At 64.4% G+C, this 19,404-nt stretch carries 7 protein-coding genes; all 7 read left to right on the top strand.

Annotated features, from left to right (window positions below; translation table 11 throughout):
* Positions 1–355: 355 nt before the first annotated feature.
* Genes ACRECS_RS00320 through ACRECS_RS00290 form a run of 7 tightly spaced genes read left to right on the top strand, consistent with a single transcriptional unit; the run spans position 356 to position 19,364 of the window.
* A complete protein-coding gene (locus tag ACRECS_RS00320; RefSeq protein ID WP_431580955.1) occupies positions 356–1,981 on the top strand; it encodes a ShlB/FhaC/HecB family hemolysin secretion/activation protein in 1,626 nt (541 codons plus the stop codon).
* 31 nt (positions 1,982–2,012) lie between these two features.
* Complete coding sequence (locus ACRECS_RS00315; RefSeq protein ID WP_431580954.1) at positions 2,013–3,809, top strand: DUF2341 domain-containing protein; 1,797 nt, start codon at positions 2,013–2,015, stop codon at positions 3,807–3,809.
* Between the two features lie 9 nt (positions 3,810–3,818).
* Positions 3,819–4,223 carry an ExbD/TolR family protein gene (locus ACRECS_RS00310; RefSeq protein ID WP_187760892.1) on the top strand — a complete coding sequence of 135 codons (405 nt, stop codon included), beginning with the start codon at positions 3,819–3,821 and terminating at the stop codon, positions 4,221–4,223.
* Between the two features lie 3 nt (positions 4,224–4,226).
* Positions 4,227–4,946, top strand: a complete 720-nt coding sequence (locus ACRECS_RS00305) for an energy transducer TonB (protein WP_431580953.1) — start codon at positions 4,227–4,229, stop codon at positions 4,944–4,946.
* A gap of 27 nt (positions 4,947–4,973) precedes the next feature.
* The gene (locus tag ACRECS_RS00300) at positions 4,974–6,536 is read left to right on the top strand and encodes a putative porin (protein ID WP_431580952.1); all 1,563 of its coding nucleotides are present in this window, start codon (positions 4,974–4,976) and stop codon (positions 6,534–6,536) included.
* A gap of 8 nt (positions 6,537–6,544) precedes the next feature.
* Positions 6,545–7,021: a hypothetical protein gene (locus tag ACRECS_RS00295; protein WP_431580951.1), complete on the top strand. Its 477-nt coding sequence runs from the start codon at positions 6,545–6,547 to the stop codon at positions 7,019–7,021.
* Between the two features lie 22 nt (positions 7,022–7,043).
* On the top strand, positions 7,044–19,364 hold the full coding sequence (locus ACRECS_RS00290; RefSeq protein WP_431580950.1) for a filamentous haemagglutinin family protein: 12,321 nt from the start codon (positions 7,044–7,046) through the stop codon (positions 19,362–19,364).
* Positions 19,365–19,404: the final 40 nt, after the last annotated feature.

Below are 19,404 nucleotides of genomic sequence, written 5' to 3'. Positions count from 1 at the left end.
CGTCCTTGATCCTGAGGGCGATAACGCCCCGCATCTGTCATGAGAATGCAGAAGATCAGCACATGCTGTGGCCACTATCAATGTATAGAATCTTGGGCTGATAAGATCAGTTCAAGAAAATGATAAGTGATGCCTGAATATAAATTCGCAAAATTCCTGAATTGATTTGAGAGTAATCATCGAGATTCAGCGATGAATTCTCAATAATTTATCAAAACTGCTCATTGAGCAACATTTTGTCACAAAACTTATACAATTCATTCCTAGTTCGCCGACATCGGCTGAGGACAGGGACTCGAATCAGCTGAGGAATGAAACCGGCCCGCGATGTTCGCGGGGCGGCTGGGGGGCATTGATGCACATCGCGTATCGTATTGGGATGGCCGTAACCCTGCTCGCCGGGGCACATGCCGCCGCTGCGCAGGACGCGCCGGCGGACGATGCGCCGGTCGCGGCGACCGGCGATAGTGCGCAGCGCAAGATCGACATTCTGCGCTATCGCATCGACGGCAATACCGTGCTGACGCGGATCGACGTCGAAAAGGCCGTGCTTCCCTATCTGGGACCCAAGCGCAGCCCGGGCGATGTCGAGAGCGCGCGCGCCGCGCTGGTCAAGGCGTATCGCGACAAGGGCTTCGAAACCGTCGATGTCGAAATCCCGGAACAGGATGTCCGCGGCGGCATCGTCCGGCTCAATGTGGTCGAGCTGCGCGTCGGGCGGCTGCGCGTCACCGACGCGCGTCATATTTCGCCCGGCGCGATCAAGGCGCGGGCGCCGTCGATCGCCGAGGGCGCGGTGCCCAATTATCCCGCCATTTACCGCGATGTCGCCGCACTCAACAAATCGGCGGATCGCACCATCACCCCGGCGCTGCGCGCGGGCGACACGCCGGGCACGGTCGATATCGACCTGCAGGTCGAGGACAAGCTGCCGCTGCACGCGACGTTCGAGCTGAACGACCGCACCAGCAGCCGGACCGAGCGGCTGCGCGCCTCCGCCTCGGTCAGCTATTCGAACCTGTTCCAGATGGATCACAGCGTCAGCATCCAGGGTCAGTTCGCGCCGCAACAGCCGAAACAATCCTGGGTCGTGTCGGGCTCCTATGCCGCGCCGATCGCCGGAACGCCCTTCACCATCGTCGGCTATGCGGTCCATTCCGACAGCGATGTGGCGGCGATCGGCGGTATCGGCGTGCTGGGCAGCGGCGACATTGTCGGCTTGCGCGGCATCTATAATTTCTCGTCGAGCGAGCATGTCTTCCACACGCTGACATTGGGCGTGGATTACAAATCGTTCCGCGAAGACCTGATCCTGGGCAGCGACACGGCGGCGACCCCGATCGATTATATCCCGCTGACCGCACAATATGCGCTCGCGCGGCGCGGGGCGAAGTCCGACCTGGATTTCAGCGTCGCGCTCAATTTCGGCATTCGCGGCCTTGATGCGAATGAGGAGGAATTCCGCCTCAAGCGCTTCACCGCCAGTGCGAGCTGGGTCTATGCGCGCGCCGACCTCGCCTATCGTTATCGCTTGCCCGGCGATGTGCAGGTCGGCGTGAAGTTCGGCGGCCAGCTATCGGGCCAGCCGCTGATCAGCAATGAGCAGTTCAGCGCCGGCGGACTCGATAGCGTGCGCGGCTATTATGAAAGCCAGGCGCTGGGCGACAGCGGCTATTTCAGCCAGCTCGATGTCGAAAGCCCATCGCTGCACAAGCCGTTCGGCAAGGGCGTCAATGAACTGCGCGGCTTCGCCTTTCTCGACAGTGCGCGGCTGTGGATCCGCAACCCGCTCACCGACCTGAACGGCAAGGTCGATGGCGGCGAGAGCCTGGCCAGCGCCGGCGTCGGTCTTCGCCTGCGCGTGCTGGGGCATCTCAATGCCTCGCTGTTGATGTCCGTACCGCTGGTCCGCCCGGAGTCGACGCTGATCGATATCGGCAAGCAGGTGCGCGGCCAATTTCGTCTCTGGTCAGAATTCTGACGGCTTCGGCCGCTTCTTTGGGGTGCAACACGTGATCAAGAAAATCCTGATAGCCCTTTCACTGCTCACGGTCTCCGTGCCGGCTTTCGCGGCCGATGGCTGGTGGAACAATGAATGGACGCAGCGCCGCAAGGTCGTGCTGGACAGCCGGCCGATCCGTGGCCAGACCGAAGCGGTCGCGCGCGCACCGGTGCTGGTGCGGCTGCACAGCGGCGTGCTCGATTTCAGCCAGGTCCGCCCCGATGGCGGCGATCTGCGCTTCGTCGCCAGCGATGGGAAGACGCCGCTCAACTATCATATCGAGCGTTTCGATCCGGTCGCCGAGCTTGGCCTTGTCTGGATCGACCTGCCCTCGATCGCGCCGGGCGCGTCGCAGGATATCTGGCTCTATTACGGCAACCAGGCGGCCAAGCCGGTGAGCAATCCCGCCGCCAGCTATGACGGCGAGCAGTCGCTTGTGCTGCACTTCAGCGAAGCGGGCGCGCCGGCCGATCAGACCGCCAATCGCAATCGCATCGCGGCATTCACCGCGCGGCCGACGGTCGAGGGCCTGTCGGGCGGCGGGGCGACCTTCACGCCGCAAAGCCAGCTGCGCGTCGCCGCCAGCGCCTCGCTGACCGTGCCGGCCGAGGGCAAGATGACCTGGTCGGCCTGGATCAAGCCGGTGGCCGGCGGCCAGCCCGGTGATGCGGTGCTCTACACCAAGCTCGGCGCAGCCGGCGATGCGGATCCCAACCGCCTGACGGTCGGGCTGCGCGACGGCATTCCCTATGTCCGTACAGCGGGCGGCGAAGCGGTCGCATCGGTGCCGCTGGCGGCGGGAACCTGGGCGCATGTCGCGGTGGTCGCAGGCGACGCGGTAACCTTTTACGTGAATGGCGTGTCGGTTGGATCGATCGCCGCGAAGCTGCCCGCGCTCGGCGGTGACGAAGTGATCGGCACGATCGGCGGCACGCCCGGCTTTGCCGGTGATGTGGACGAAGTCGGCCGGGCGAACAGCGCGCGGTCCGCCTCGGCGATCGCTCTGGCGGCGGCGTCGCAGAGCCGCTCGTCGACGCTGGCGACGGTCGCCGCGGAAGCGGAACAGGCAAGCAGCGGCCACACCAATTATTTCGGCATTCTGTTCGGTGCGCTGACGCTCGATGCGTGGGTGGTGATCGGCATCCTTGGCGTGATGCTGCTGCTGTCCTGGGTGGTGATGATCACCAAGGGCCTGTTCCTGGAACGCACCCGCAAGGCCAACGCCTCATTCCTGAAAGTCTATCAGGATCAGACCAAGGGCCGTGGTGCACATGACGGCCTCGCCGACCCCGATGTCGCGCGACTGTCGGGCGACAGCACGTTGGCTCGGCTTTTCACGATCGGCAAGCGCGAGCTTGGCGCACGCCTTGACGAGCATTCGGGTTCGGTCAGCCGCTTCGCGCTGGCGCCGCAATCGGTCGCCGCGATCCGCTCGACGCTTGATGCCGGGCTGGCTCGCGAGGGTCAGAAGCTCAACGCCCGCATGGTGCTGCTGACGATCGCCATTTCGGGCGGGCCGTTCATCGGGCTGCTCGGCACGGTGCTGGGCGTGATGATCACCTTCGCTGCGGTCGCGGCGGCGGGCGACGTCAATATCAACGCGATCGCACCGGGTATCGCCGCGGCGCTGCTGGCGACGGTCGCCGGCCTCGCGGTCGCGATCCCGGCGCTGTTCGGCTATAATTACCTCCTCTCCAAGGTCGAGGAGATCGAGACCGAGAACCTGATCTTCGTCGACGAGCTCGAGAAGAGGTTCGCCGAGACCTATCGCAATCAGCCCGCCTCCCACGCTCTCGCGGCCGAATAGGAGGCGATGATGCAAGTCGGGAAAAAGAAGAAGCCGTACGACGAGATCAACATCACGCCGATGCTCGACCTCGCTTATGTGCTGCTAATCATCTTCATCATCATGACCACCGCCGCGGTTCAGGGCATCAAGGTCAATGTGCCCAAGGCGAGCTCCTCGGTCAGTCTGGCAAAGCCGACGACCAAGGCGATCACGGTGGACAGTTCGGGTGCGGTCTATCTCGACACCTTTCCGGTGTCGCTGGACGAACTGGAATCGCAGCTACGCTCGTTCAAGCAGGTCACGCCGGACTTCCCGGTGGTGATCAAGGGCGACCGCGTGGCACAGTTCGGCCGCATCGCCGAAGTGCTCGATATCTGCGGACGGGTCGGGATCACTCAGCTCGGCATCGTCACCGAACGTACCAAGGCCTGATCGGTGGCCGTCTCGCTTCCCAAGTCCGGTGTGGCCGCACCCGGATCAGCCGGCCCCGGCTGGCGGCGTTACCAGCCCGTCGCGATCGCCATTGGCGTCATTGCGGTGCTGGCGCTGCTGGCCTGGCTGGTCTGGCCGACCAGTGGCGCGCCGCAGCGCGAGCGCGTCATCCAGGAAATCACCCTGGTCACGCCGCCCCCGCCTCCGCCGCCCGAGCCGGAGGAGAAGATCATGGAGGAGACCGAGATCGTCACGCCGACCGACGATCCCAAGCCGCAACAGGATGTCGATACGCCGTCCGACGACCCGCCCAGCGACACGCCGTCCGAGGCGCCGAGCACTGAGGCGGCGGGGCTCGACAAGCCGGCCGATGCCGGATCGGACAGCTTCCGGCTCGCCGCCGGCGGCGGTGGCGGACTGTTCGGCCGGGGCGGCGGCGGTGGCGGCGGTGGCTGGGGCGAGTTCGTCGAAACCCATGTCCGGCGCGCGCTGCAACGCGACCCGCGCACGCGCACCGCACAGGGGTTTTTGAAGGTCGCGGTGACGATTGACGAGAATGGCCGCTTCACGTCCGCCGCGCTGCGCTCGAGCACTGGCGACGCCAGGCTCGATCTCGCGATCCGCGATGTCCTTTCATCCCTGCCGCCCTTGTCTCGCGGTCGTCCGCCCAAGGTCAGCGGCATGACCTTCGCAACCATCAACATGAAACGCCTGACCGGCTGACGCCGCGCGCGATCAAAGGAATTTTACATGTTCTCTCGCAGATTCATGCCGCTGCTGCTCGCCGGTACCGCCCTTGTCGCGGCGCAGCCTGTTCATGCCCAAAGCACTGACGATATCGGCGTCGAAATCCTCCAGTTGCTGGTCGATGAAGGAGTCATCCCGGCGCAAAAGGCGCAGGATCTCCTCGCCAAGGCCAAAGTGGCGGCGGAGCTGCGCCGCCAGCGCGAGGCGCCGCCCAGCGCGACGACGATCGACGTGTCTTATGTGCCCGAAGCGACCCGCGTCGAGCTGCGCGAGCAGATCAAGAAGGAGGTCATCGCCGAAGCGAAGACCGGCGGCTGGATCGCGCCCAATTCCATGCCCGACTGGCTCCACGGCCTGACCATCTCGGGCGATTTCCGGCTCCGTTACCAGGGCGAGTTCTTCCCCAAGAGCGACCCGCTGCATCAGATCGGCAATTTCCCGAGCTTCCCGGATTTCAACGCGATCAACGCGGCCCGCGGCGTCACCAATGCCGCCGGCTTCCCGATCATCAATTCGACCATCGACCGACACCGGGTGCGGTATCGCGCTCGCCTCGGCCTGGATGCGAAGATCAATGATTTCGTCTCGGTCGGCCTGCAGCTCGCCTCGGGCGACGATGCCGGCGCGATTTCGACCAACAAGACGCTGGGCGATTATTTCAACAAGGACCAGATCTGGATCGATCGCGCCTTTATCCGGCTGACGCCGATCAAGGGGGTCAATCTGATTGGCGGCCGCATCCCCAATCCGTTCGTGTCGACCGACATGGTCTGGGATCCCGACATCAACCCCGAGGGCGTGGTGCTCAACCTCGAACATGGCCTGGGCGGCGATCGCAGCATCTTTGCGACGGCGGGCTATTTCCCGCTGCAGGAGAATGAGATCTTCGGCCGCGACCGGCGTTTCTATGCCGGGCAGGTCGGCGTGCGCGGCACCGTGATCGACGATGTGCATGTCGAGGCCGCCGCCGCCTATTACGACTATCAGAACATCAACAGCATCAAGAACGCACCCGACGGATCGCGCCTGAACGACTATACCGCGCCCGGCGCGCTGGCGAAGGGCAACTCGCTGTTCAACATGCGCACCGACGGCCTGACCACGCTGGCCGGGCTTGCCTCCGACTTCAACCTGCTCAACGTGACCGGCGCGATCACCTATACCGGGTTCGGCGATACCCGGGTGCGCCTGACCGGCGATATCGTCAGGAATCTCGCGCTGATCAGCCGCGCCGACCTGCTCCGGCTCGACAGCAATTCGCTGATCAAGCCCGGCGCGCTCGGCTGGCAGGTCCGGCTCGATGTCGGCCAGGCGCATGTCACCAAGCGGGGCGATTGGCGCTTCGCCGCGGCCTATAAGCGGGTCGAGACCGATGCCGTGCTCGACATCTTCACCGACAGCGACTTCGGCTTGGGCGGCACCGATGTGAAGGGTTACCTGATCGAGGGCGAGCTCGGCATCTACAAGAACACCTCGATCGGGGTGAACTGGTACAGCACGGACTCGATTGAGCGCGCCCCCTTCTCGGTCGATGTCCTGCAGCTGAATCTCAGCACGAGGTTCTGAGCGCCATGATGCACATCGCCCTCCTCGCCCTGATCGCCGCCACACCGGTCCAGGCGGCCGTCCCCGATGCTCCGGTGCCCGTATCGGCTCCGGCGCCAGCTGAAACCGAGGCCCAGCGCGAGGATCGTTATCTGCGCCAGCAGGTCGCGGTCGACAATGCCCGGCTCCAGGTCGAGGCGCTGCGTGCCGAGATCAAGCTCAAGGACGAGCTGCTCGTGCTGGCGCGCGACCGGAATGCCGAGCTCTACAAGATCGCCTCCGAAATCCTCGCGCGCCACGCCAGGAAGCGGTCGTGGGAGCCGTTCATCCAGTCGAGCCGGGTGCGGCTGGAAAATCTGGTTCAGTCCTATGAGGACCGCCTGCGTGCCGCGCGGGTGACCGAGGCGACGCTGCCGCCCAGCATTGCCGAGCGGATGGAGCGCGAGCTCGCCCAGAAGAATCCGGCGGACGCGCAGGCCAAGCCTGCACCGACCGACCCCAAATAATCGCGTTAGCTGGAGCTTTCCCATGGTCATCCTCGCCGCCAAGACGATCCGCCAGTCACGCCTGCTGGGCGGGGCAAGCCTTGCCGCGCTGTCGCTCGCGGTCAGCTTCCTGCCGGCGCCTGCACGGGCGCAGTCGCAGCCGTTCGGGTCGCTGATCGCGATGCAGGCCGGGCGGACCACGCTGCCCAATGGCCAGGTGTCGCAATGGTCGGGCGCCAAGACGCCGGTGATCGGCGTGTCGACCGACGGCCGGCCGCAGATGACGATCGAGCAGACCAAATCTAAGGCACTGCTCGACTGGGAGAAGTTCCAGCTTCAGACCAATGAGGTGCTGGAGTTCCAGCAGCAATCCGCCGACTGGATCGCGGTCAACCGCGTCCATGGCAACCAGGCGTCGCAGATCAACGGCGAGATCCGGGCCAAGGGCCGGGTGTTCATCCTTGACGACAATGGCGTGCTGATGGGCAAGGACGCCAAGATCAATGTCCGCCAGCTCGTCACCGGGCGCGGCGTGTCGGACGTCAATGTCGACGGCAACACCACGACGATCATCCAGAGCAAGGACAAGGCGATCCTCAACTGGAGCAATATGAGTCTCCAGGCCGGCGAGGTGCTCAAGTTCCAGCAGGAGAAGAAGGACTGGATCGCGCTCAACCGGTCGCTTGCCACCGGTACGACGAAGATCGACGGCACGATCAAGGCCGATGGCCATATCTATCTGATCGCGCGCGAAGGCCTGGCGATCAACGGCAGCGTGAGCGCGCAACAGGTCATCGCCTCGGCGCTCGACATTCGCGACAGCCAGTTCCTGACCAACGGGCTGGTGTCGACCGGCGACCTCAACAGCTTCCGGACCAATCCGACCTTCACCAACAGCTGGTACTACGGCACCGACCTGGTCGACGGCTTCCTGCAGCTCGACGATCCGGCACCGCTCTATTTCGATCCCAATGATCCGACGCGCTACATCGTCACGGTCGGGAGCAAGGGCTCGATCACCACCGGCGACCGCGGCAAGGTGATGCTGTTCGGCCCCAATGTCGTCAACCGCGGCACCATCACGGTCAGGAACGAAGGCCAGGTCATCCTGGCGGCGGGCGACAATATCTATCTGGCGAACGGCACCAACGGCAAGCTCAACGCCTTTATCGGCGCCTATAATCCGATGGCCTCGGCGCGGATCAACATTCCCTATTTCGGCATGCCGCAAGTTGTCACCAACGAGGAATATCAGCAGCTGTTCCTGACCATCACGGGCACCAAGTACGAGATCGGGCACGTCTTCACCTTCGAGGAAATGACCGCGATCATCGGCGGGCGCGGCGGCTTGCCCGGGCAGTTGGTGAAATATGTCAACGAGCTGCAGAACAAGCGCGCGGCCGAGGTCGGCTTCCACGCCCGCAACGAAGGCATCATCGCCGGGACCGGTGGCGGCAGCGTCGATTTCCGCGGCATGAACCTGGAACAGATGGGCGGAATCACGCTCACCTCGACGGCGCTGTTCCGCGCCGGGATCAATTTCCAGGCCTATGCCTATGACTATCAGGAATATGCCGGCGACCAGATCAACGGACCCTTTGTCCCGGGCCACGGCACGGTCGTGTTCGGCAAGGGTAGCCTGACCCAGATCACGCCCGACCTGGATTCGAAGGACATGATCCCGGTCACGTCCGGCCGGCAATCGGTCGGCACGCTGAAGATCAACGCCGGTGCCGTCCATATGCAGGACGATTCGCTGATCTACATGCCGAGCGGCACGATGAGTGTGTTGCTCGACGCCGGCCAGCATGTGTTCGACAATAATCGTGGCGAGGGCGCCAATCAGGACAATGAGGACGGCACCCGCTTCCTGATGGAAAAGGGCGCCACGATCGACCTGTCCGGCTGGAAATCCACATTGCTGCCGATGGGCTATCATCAGGTCACCGGCAAGCTGTTCGCGGCGCAGCTCGCGGATTCGCCGATGCAGCGCGACGGCGTGCTGTACCGCAAGGAAATCAGCGTCGACCGCCGTTACGGCACCAATGTCGCCGGCTGGCAGAGCCTGGACAATCTCAATCAGGGCACGCTGGCGCAGTTTCTGATCGACGGCGGCACGCTGAACATGGACATCGGCGACGATTTCATCATGAAATCGGGGTCGGTGATCGACGTCTCGGGCGGCAAGACCACCTATCAGGACGGCTTTGTCTATACGACGCTGCTGCGCCGGCTGGACGGCACGATCATCGACATTCGCGAGGCCAGCCCGGACGAGCTCTATATGGGCCTGGCCAATCAATGGACTCAGTACGACACGAAATGGGGCCGCCAGCGCAATTACTACATCCCGCTGATGTCGAGCGTGCAGGGCAAGTTCGAGACCAGTTATGAGGAAGGCGGCAAGGGCGGCAGCATCAACATCCTGGCGCCGGATTCGGTGCTGCAGGGGTCAATGCTCGGTGGCACCACGGTCGGCCGTTACCAGCACGCCAACCTGCCCCAGGGCGGCGCGCTGCGGCTCAACGATGCCGGCAATGCGGAAGGAGAATATGTCAGCAACACGATCCTGATCCAGGCGCAGGAGCGTGCGCTGGGTGCCGGTTTTGGGCTGAAGGACAAGCTGAGCGATACCTATGACGCCTTGTTCGGCGTCGAATTCGATCGCGAGACCGACCGCCCCGGCGGCAGCTCCAGTGCGCGGCAGGACAATGCCACGCTGGCCTCGGCCGATTTCTTCAACCGCTCGACCATGGGCAGCTATTATCTGCGGCAGAGCGGCCGCATGGACAGTAAGGACACGGCTGTCACGGTCGAAAAGGGTGCGAACCTCGTCCTGCAGCATGGCGGGTCGCTGGAGATCTCCGCCAGTCAGCGCGTCAAGTTCCTCGGCAGCGTGCGGACCGAGGGCGGCAATGTCACGCTGAGCGGCATGACCATGGAGTTCGATGCCGCGACCCGGCTCGACACGCGCGGGTCCTGGTACAGCGACTTCGAGGGTGCGTCGCCGCTCGCGCTGACCGCCGAACCGCGCATCAATGGCGGCAAGGTAGCGCTGTTTGCATCGGGACGCGGTTTCGACGGTGCGCCGCCTGTCGATGGTGTCGATCTCAGCGATCTCAAATTCGTCATGCCCGACACGATGGTCATCGATACCAGCGGCGGCGCATGGGCCGACCGCAACGGCAACATCGCGCTCGGCAAAGGCGGCGATATCAGCATTTCGGCCGGCATGGGGCCGCAGGATGTGCTCGACCTTGGGGCGCTCGCCTCGGCGCGCGCTTATGGCCTGGGCGGCAACGGGAAGTTCAGCCTGGAGCTGGCCGACGCTATCGTCATCGGCGGCGCGCCGGGCACCACGTCCGGCACTGGCCGCGGCCCGTTCCGCATCGCTGCGTCCTTCTTCGAGAAGAGCGGCTTTTCCGCCATTTCGCTGAAGGCGCCGACCATCACCATGGTCGATGGCGTCAGGATCAACGCGACCAGCGCTAACCTGCAGTTCAAGGATGCCGGGCTGCTGAACGGCAAGCTGCCCGCACTGTTTGCACCGTCCGGTACCGATATCTTCACTCTGGCCGAAGCGCGCTATGTGCCGATCGGGCAGCGTCTCGCGGCCGTGCGCCGCGGCATGGATATCGGTTTCGTCGGCGTCACGACCATTGGTGAAGGCAGCATGCTGTCGACCGAGGCGGGCGGCACGATCAAGGTGATCGGCGATGTGATCGACGTGCGCGGCACGCTTGACGCGCCGGGCGGCGCAATCAGTCTCGGCGGCGGTCAGGGCACCGTGCTTCTTTCCGCAACGGCAAAGCTGCTGTCGCGCGGAACGTCCTATGTCACGCGCATGGGCGTGTCGTCGACCGGCCAGGGGCTGACCGACGGCGTCATCCTGAACGGTGGCACGATCAGCCTGAATGCTGACAATGTGCGGCTGAGCGAGGGTGCCCTGCTCGATGTGTCGGGCACCACGGTGCGGTTCGACTTGCCCGTCACCGACGCCAATGGCGGCGTGATCCGCGGTCCCGTCACGCTGGCGTCGAACGGCGGCACGATCTCGATTTCCGGGGAGTCGCTGTCACTCGACGACGCGACCTATCTGGCGACCGCCGGCGGTACCGGTGCGCGTGGCGGCACGTTCAACATCGACTGGAGCGGCACCTATGGCCCGCCCGGAGGCAGTGCCAACTATCCGCCGCCATCGGCGGCTTACGGCACGATCGGCTATCTGTTCGAAGGCGGCTTTTTCACTGACAAGCAGGGCAATCCGGTCACGTCCTTTTACGGCACCGATCTCAGCAATGTCGATTTCAGCCCCTTTGGCCTCTCGCTCGATTTCGCGCCCGGCTTCACGGTGGCCAATGCAGATGAACTGATCGCGATCCTGACCAATTACAATGCTGACGCGCTGGGGGCGCCGCCGGTGTTCATGATCGGCAGGAACCTGTCAGCGACGCCGGCAACCGCGCCGGGGGCGGGGCCGCAGATCGACTCTGGCCTGTTCCATCTGCTGCAGGATGTCGGCGGATTCCAGTTCATGCCGGTCAACACCACCCCGCCGGCGCAAACCAGATTGTCGACCGCCAGAATCGAGCAAGGCGGCTTTTCGCGCTTCGGCCTGTCGGCATCGCCCGGCGTCATGTTCGTCGGCGATGTCGCGATCGGCGGTAAGAAGGCCGATGGCAGTTATGTCTTCGACCGCATCGACATCAAGTCCGACCGGATCTTCGGTCAGGCCGGGGCGAATGTGAAGCTGGATGCCGGCATCGTCATGCTGGGCAGCGTCAATGGTCGCAGCGCAACCGTCGATCAGAATGCGTATGACATCGCGCTCGGGAAAATCGGGGTTGCGCCGGTCAATGCGAATACGCGCATCGCAATCAGCGCCGGGACTCTGCTCCAGGTCGAGAATGCCAATTTCTACGGCTATTCGGACACCAATTTGATCAGCGGCGGCGATATCCGCCTCGCCGGTTTCAGCATCACACAGCTGGAGCACCCCGTCGGTCAGCTGACCACCAGCGGCAATCTGACCCTGAAAGCGGACCAGGTCTATGCCGGCACCGGCGTCAAGTTCGCGGTCAAGGCCGGCGACACGCTGACCATCCTGCCACAGGATGCTGGCAATGCAATCAACGCCAGCCCCTATGAGGCGGCGGCCGAGCTGACTCTCACCGCGCCGCGCATCGTGCAGGGCGGGACGCTGCGCTCGCCGCTTGGCACGCTTAATCTGGTCGCGACCAATGACGGCACTGCCGGCGCCGGTACGATCAAGTTGCTCGCCGGCAGCCTGACCTCCGTTTCCGCCGACGGCCGGCTCATCCCCTATGGCTATACCAGCAATGGCGACACTTGGCTCGACCCGTATAGTGGGCTCGAGCTGGTTACCTTGCCGACCAAGACCGTGACGCTGACCGGCGATGTGGTCGACATGCAGACCGGGTCGACGCTCGACGTGTCGGGCGGGGGCAATCTCTATGCGCGCGAATTCGTCCCTGGCATTGGTGGCACCAAGGACTGGCTGACCGGCTATCGCGACGCCAATTTCCAATGGGTGTCGGCGCCGGGCGAGATCTTTGCCGTAATGCCGTCGTTCGAGGGCGATATCGCACCGCTCGGCACGACGCCCGGCAATGGTCCCGGCATCGGCGACAAGGTGTATCTGTCCGGCGGCAGCGGCCTCAAGGCCGGTTATTACACCTTGCTCCCGGCCGAATATGCGCTGCTGCCCGGTGCATTCCGTGTGACCGCCAAACATGGCGGGACCGGTTTCGAGGACATGCAGCTCGGCCAGTTCGCGAACCAGACCGATGGGTCGTCGATCCAGGCCGGCTATGTCCTGCATGGCGGCATGGGCGGTGCGAGCGACCAGCGCACCACTGGCTTCCTGGTGATGCCGGGCGCGACCTTGCGGCTTCGGTCGGGATATAATGAGTCGCTCGCTGACACCTTCTTCACCTCGCCCGCGTTTCTGAAAAAGGCGCTGCGCGTCAATCGCCCGGTCGGCGATGTGCCGCGGATCCCGCTTGACGGCGGCAGCGTGGTGTTCCGCGCGGGCAAGACGCTGAATCTCGGCGCGACGCTGAAATCGGCGGCGGGCAAGGGTGGCCGCGGCGGCTTTGCCGATATCGATTCGAGCCGCATCGTGGTGGCCGGAGCGGGGACGGACACAAGTGGCTATTCGGGCTATCTCATTCTCGACAGCGACAAGCTCAACGCCTTTGGCGCGGAAAGCCTGTTGATCGGTGGAACGCGCCGCCAGGGTGCGGCCAACCTCGAGCTGGTCGTATCGGGCACCGACATCGTCGTCGACAATAAGGGATCCAAGCTGGTGGGCCCGGAGCTGATCTTCGCCTCGAGCGATGCGATCAGGGTCAAGGACGGCAGCACCGTCGAGACGCGCGGCACAGTGACTGGCAGCTCGGGCGACCTGCGTGTCGTGCCCGGCATTGCCAAGCTGATCGACCCGGGCAAACCCTGGACGACGGACGATGATGTGATCGTGCACGGCGTGCTCGACCAGGGATCAGTGCTGCGCCTGTCCAGCGGCGCGCAGATCGATATCCTGCGCGATCCCAAGGCAGTCGACGAGATGGCCGCACTGCGCGCCGATCCGGTGAAGCTCGCCGCGGTCAACGCCAAGCGCGCACAGTTCGGCCTGGCGCCGCTGCACCCGAGCGGCGTGCTCGACATCGCCGATGGCGCGACCCTGACCAGCAGTGGCGCGATCGCGTTCGATGCGACTCAGGACACCACGCTGGGTGCGCGTGCGACGATCAATGCCAAGCAGATCAGCGCCGCGTCGTCGCGCGTGTCGCTCGGCGCGGTGCCGGTCGGGACCGGGGGCCTGGTGTTTGCCGGAGGATCGATCGGGGCGCTCGGTCGCGCGACCGAGATCACGCTCAAAAGCTATAGCAGCATCGACATTTACGGCGACACCGCCCTCAGCGCGACCGATGCGCTGCGGCTCGATGCGCGCACCTTCCGCATCATCGGCGGGGCAGGCGAAACGACGCTGAGCGGCAAGAGCATCACGCTCGCCAACAGCAATGGCGGTACGGCCGAGGCGGTCACTGGCGCCGGCACGCTGGCCATCAACGCCGACAATGTCTATTTCGAAGGCGGCAGCAAATGGCTCTCCGGTATCGACCGGCTGAGCGTCAACGCCGCCCAGCGCATCGTTGGCCGTGGTGACGGCACCGTGTTCGTGCCCGGCGCGCTTGATCTCAAATCGGGCAGCCTGGTGGCCGACAGCGGATCGCGGCTGTTCTTCGATGCGACCGGCGCGGTCACGATCGCCAGCAACGCCAATGTCCTGCCGACCTATAATACGTTCGGCGCGACGCTCGGCATCACGGGCGCGTCGATCACCCATGCCGGGCAGATTCGCCTGACCGGCGGTACCGTGAATCTGCGTGCGCGCAGTGGCGATGTCGTGCTGGCGGCCGGATCGACGATCGACGTCACCAGCGATGCGGTGAAGCTGTTCGACAAGTCGGTCGGCGTCGGGGCCGGCACCGTCGGTTTGACCGCCGACATCGGAGACATCAATCTGATCGCCGGGTCGAAGATCGACGTGTCGGGTTCCAGCGCGGGTGGCGATGCCGGGACCTTCACGGCAGCGGCGGGCCTGGGCGAAGTGCGCCTGGGCGGAACCATTTTGGGCAAGGCGGCGACGGGCAACCGCAGCGCGTCGTTCGGCCTGGTCACGCGCAGCCTGGCCGATTTCGCGGCGCTGAACGCCATTCTCGACACGGGCGGTTTCCTGCAGAGCCGCCGCTTCGAGATCAACCAGGGCGATCTCGACATCACCGGCACGGTCAATGTGCAGGAGTTCGCGGCGATCGCCAATAATGGCGCGATCACCGTCAACGGCACGGTCCGCACGGTCGGCGACAATGGCGGTAGCATCCGCCTGTCCGCCGCCGAGGACGTGACGGTCGGCGCGACCGGCCAGTTGCTGGCGCGCGCCAATGCCGCTGCCGGCTCGGGTGGTTCGGTAGTGGTCGAAACCGCCGGCCGCAATGGCGGACAAATCGACTTGCTGGCCGGATCGTTGATCGATGTCAGCGGTACCGGACCCGGCGGCCGGGTGGTCCGGCTGCGCGCGCCGCAGCGTGGTAACGACCTCGCCATCGGCACGATCGGCGGGACTATCACCGGTGCGCGCTCGGTCATTGCCGAAGGATACCGCGTGTATGAGGGCATCGACACGATCGACCAGGGCGTGATCGACCGTGTGTCCACCGATGCGGGCCTGTTCATGCAGAATGCCGCTGCGATCAATGCGCGGCTGGGTGGCCTGGCCCGCGTCGCCGCCGGTATCGAGCTGCGCAGTGACGGTGATATGGAGCTGACCAAGGACTGGAACCTGCACGATTTGCGCTTCGACGGCAGCGCCGGGGTGCTGACGCTCAGGGCCAAGGGCGACCTGCTGATCAATGCCAATCTCAGCGACGGGTTCGTCGACAGCTCAACCAATGCCGCGCTGGACGGCAATGCCTCATGGAGCATCAACCTGACCGCGGGCGCCAATCTGGTCAGCCCGGATTCGCTCGCGGTGCTCGCCACAGGGCAGCTTGCGCTCGGCAAGGGCTCGGTGGTCATCGGCGGCAAGGCCGATACGATCGAATATTTCTACGATCCCGCGCATGGCAATGAAAACCGGCTGTACCGCACCGACAGCCAGGGGCGCTTCATCCGCGACCCCAACCAGGACAATTACCATATCGGCTTCCTGGAGCTCGAACGGGATCCGGTGACCGGCGCTTATCTCGATCCGCTGACCGGCGTGCCGATCCCGAAGGACCCGGTGACGGGCGATTATGTCGATACCGGCTATTATGCGCGGCGGCCCTTGCCCTGGGTCTTCTATTCCTGGGGCGGCGGATATGAGTCGGAAGAACAGGACGGCACGCTGAGCTATCCCGGCAGCGCCGTGGAGCAGGCCAAATTTATCCAGCGCGACAATTCGACCGGCTATATGGTCCGCACCGGCACTGGCGGGATCAATGTCTCGGCCGGCCGCGACCTGATCCTGAAACAGCGCGCGTCGGTCATCTACACCGCCGGCGAGGCTGCCGCACCGGTTGCCGGCTTCTATGCGCCGACGGGGGCGACCTATTCAGTCAATGGCGGCGATATCTCGGTCCGTGCAACGGGCAATATCGTGGCCAGCCCGACACCGCAGACGCCGGCCGGCTGGCTGCGGCAACGGTTCCGTCTCAATCCCACCACCGGCCTGTTCGACCAGACCGACGACGGTTACGGCCAGACCAGCTGGTGGGTCGACTTCTCGGCGTTCCAGGGTGGTATCGGCACACTGGGCGGCGGCGATATCTCGATCGACGCCGGTGGCGACATCTCCAATCTGGGCGTGGCCATCCCGACCAGCGGACGGTTGCCGGGTAACACCGTGATCGGCGAGCCGGTCGGTGTGCTGGTGACCACCGGCGGCGGCAATCTGCGCATGCGCGCCGGCGGCAACATCAACAGCGGCGTCTATTATGTCGGCGACGGCACTGGCGAGATCGCCGCCGGTGGCGCGTTCCTGTCCGGCACCACGGCGCGCGTGATCGATCGCGGCGCACCCGGTCTCGGCTGCGGTAGCAGTGACGAATGCTATATCCATACCGGACCCGACGCGAAGATCGATTATGCGACCTATGCCTTGCTCTACACCTCATCCGGGCAGTTCAAGCTGCAGAGCGGCGGTGATCTGAACATCGATGCCGTGATGGATCCACTGATCGGCCGGGCCTATATTAGCGACGGCCAGTCCAGTCAGAACAGCGCCGGATTCCAGAGCTATACGCCCGACGCATCAGTCAGCCTGTTTTCGTCTGGCGGCGACGTAACGATGTGGAACAACGCCTATAATATCGACATCCTCACCAAGCGCAGCGGCTTGCAGCCGAGTTATTTCATCGGCACCAATGAAGCGCCCGAGAGCGGCCTGAGCATGATCGGCTATGAACTTCGTCCCGCGACGGTCACCGCTGTCGCGGCGGCGGGCGACATATCGTCACTGGGCCAGATGATGCTGGCGCCGGCGCCGCGCGGCAATCTCGAACTGCTGGCGGCCGGCAATGTGTACATCGGCTATGGCACGACCGCGATCAATCCGAACTTTTTCGACAGTGCGCTGGACAATCCCAATTATCGCAGCGGTGGCCAGGGCATCATCATGAGCCAGGCGCTCGATCGCCTGCTGCGCACCGCCACCAACCCGAGCAATGCCGGCTATGGCGATGTCGAGCGCCAGCAATATCTGATTGCCGGTCGCGGCCTCAGCTATCCCGGCATGCAGCTCTTCACCCAGACGATCCTGCCCGATTTGCATCAGGGTGATACGACGCCGGTGCGGATCTATGCCGGCAGCGGGGACATCGTTACATCGACCCAGGCCGGCATCGTGCTGCCCAAGACGATGTGGATGCAGGCCGGCGGGAATATCTATTTCCCGAGCTATACGATCCAGCATAATAATCCCAACGACCTGAGCCTGATCCGTTCCGGCAAGGGCCTGTATTTCGACACCAATTACACAATCTATGACAATGCGATCCAGATGAGTTCCAACCGGGGGCATATCACTCTTGCCGGCCCCGGGCGGCTCGAGATCGAGGCGGGCACCGAATTCTATATGCCGAGCAACGAGCTGGGCATTACCAGCAGCCGGATCGGCCTCTATTCGGACAGCGCGCTGAGCAACCAGGCGCAAACGGTCACCACGCCGTGGCGGCCCGACCAGGCTGCGGCCGATATCGCGATCAGCACCGGTTTCAACCAGACGCCATCCTACAAGGCGTTCGAGGATGCCTATCTCAACCCGGGAACGGCCGGTAAGATCGCCGATTATCTGCTCGACGACGGGGCGCTGGGCAAGAAGCTGCCAACTTATCTGTTCGACCGGGATTATCCCCGCGCCGCCGGTGCGGAGGGCGAATTCGCCACGCCCGAGGGGCGCGAAGGCCTGGTCAATTATGTCCGGCGTCTCCAGGGGCTCGATCCGCTGAAGACCAAGGCGGAGCAATATGCCTATCTCGACACCGCCTGGAGTTACTGGTCGACGCTCGCGACCGATTTCAAGACCCCGTTCTACCGCGATGTCTTCTTCCTCGAACTGCGCACGACCGGGCGCGAGGCCAATGATCCGAAGAGCGATCGCCTCGGCACGACGTTCCGCGGCTACAACGCGATCGCAACCCTGTTCCCGGGGGCCGAGAAGAAGGCCGATGAAGCGCTCGGTGCGGGTGAATCGCGCTGGACCGGCGATTATGAGACCTATGCCGGCCGGGTGATGTCGTTCGGTGGCGGCAAGGTGGAGATTGTCTCGCCGGGGGGTGCGATCAAGCTGTCCAACCCGGCCGCGACGGCGGACCAGAATGGTCAGCCTTCGGAACTGAAGCCGCGCGGCGATGCGCTACGCTCGGGTATCGTCACCACCGATGGCGGCGCGATCAACCTGTTCGCGCACAACAGCGTGACATTGAATGAATCGCGCACGCTGACCACCAAGGGCGGCAACATCATGATCTGGTCGTCCTATGGCGACATCGCTGCGGGCAAGGGCGCCAAGACCTCGATCAGCCCGCAATTCTACAATTACACGCTCAGCCAATGGGCGGCGATGGAGCGCGTGCCAGCCGGCCTGCCGACCGGTGCCGGCATCGGCACGCTGGCGACGCAGGAAGGGTCGCCGCCGGCCGATGTCGATCTGATCGCGCCGAACGGGATCGTCGATGCGGGCGATGCCGGGATCCGGGTCAGCGGCAATTTCAACGTCTTCGCGGTCCAGATCCTCGGTACCGACAATATCGATGTGGCGGGCGTGAAGACCGGCCTGCCGATCACCCCGGCCGCGCCGCCCACCTCGCTCGACACCGGCGAATTGTCGGCCAAGTCGAACGACGTGATCGCCGCGATCACCAAGGCGACGGCCAAGGTGCGCGACAACAACATGAACCAGACGCCATCGCTGATCGAAGTGCGGGTGACCGGTTATGGCGAGGCGTGCGACCCGGCGCGCAGCGATTGCGCCAAGGGTGATGCGACGGTCTCGTCAGCTGCTCCAGCGGCGCCGGCAGTGGTCCCGATCAAGGTCGCCGAACTGCGTCATGTCGCGCAGGAAATGCCGTTCGACATTGGCGAGCAGGATGTCCGCAGCGCGGTCCAGGCCGTCGGACGCGCGTCGGGCTTCAGCATCCTGTACGACGACGCGGCGCTCGCCCAGGGCCAGGCACCGGCGGTGCGCGGCAGGATGACTCCGGAACAGGCGCTGAGCCGGCTGCTAGCGCGGCAGGGCATCACGGCGATGCGCACTGGGCCCAGGACCATCATCCTGCGCCGTACCCGCGCCAGCTGACCGGATCGGCGGGGCGTTCGCGCCCCGCCACCCATTCGAT

This window comes from Sphingomonas sp., assembly GCF_050725575.1.
Lineage (GTDB): Bacteria > Pseudomonadota > Alphaproteobacteria > Sphingomonadales > Sphingomonadaceae > Sphingomonas.
The sequence above is the reverse complement of the archived record's forward strand: the minus strand, read 5'-3'. Positions and strand labels throughout refer to the sequence as shown.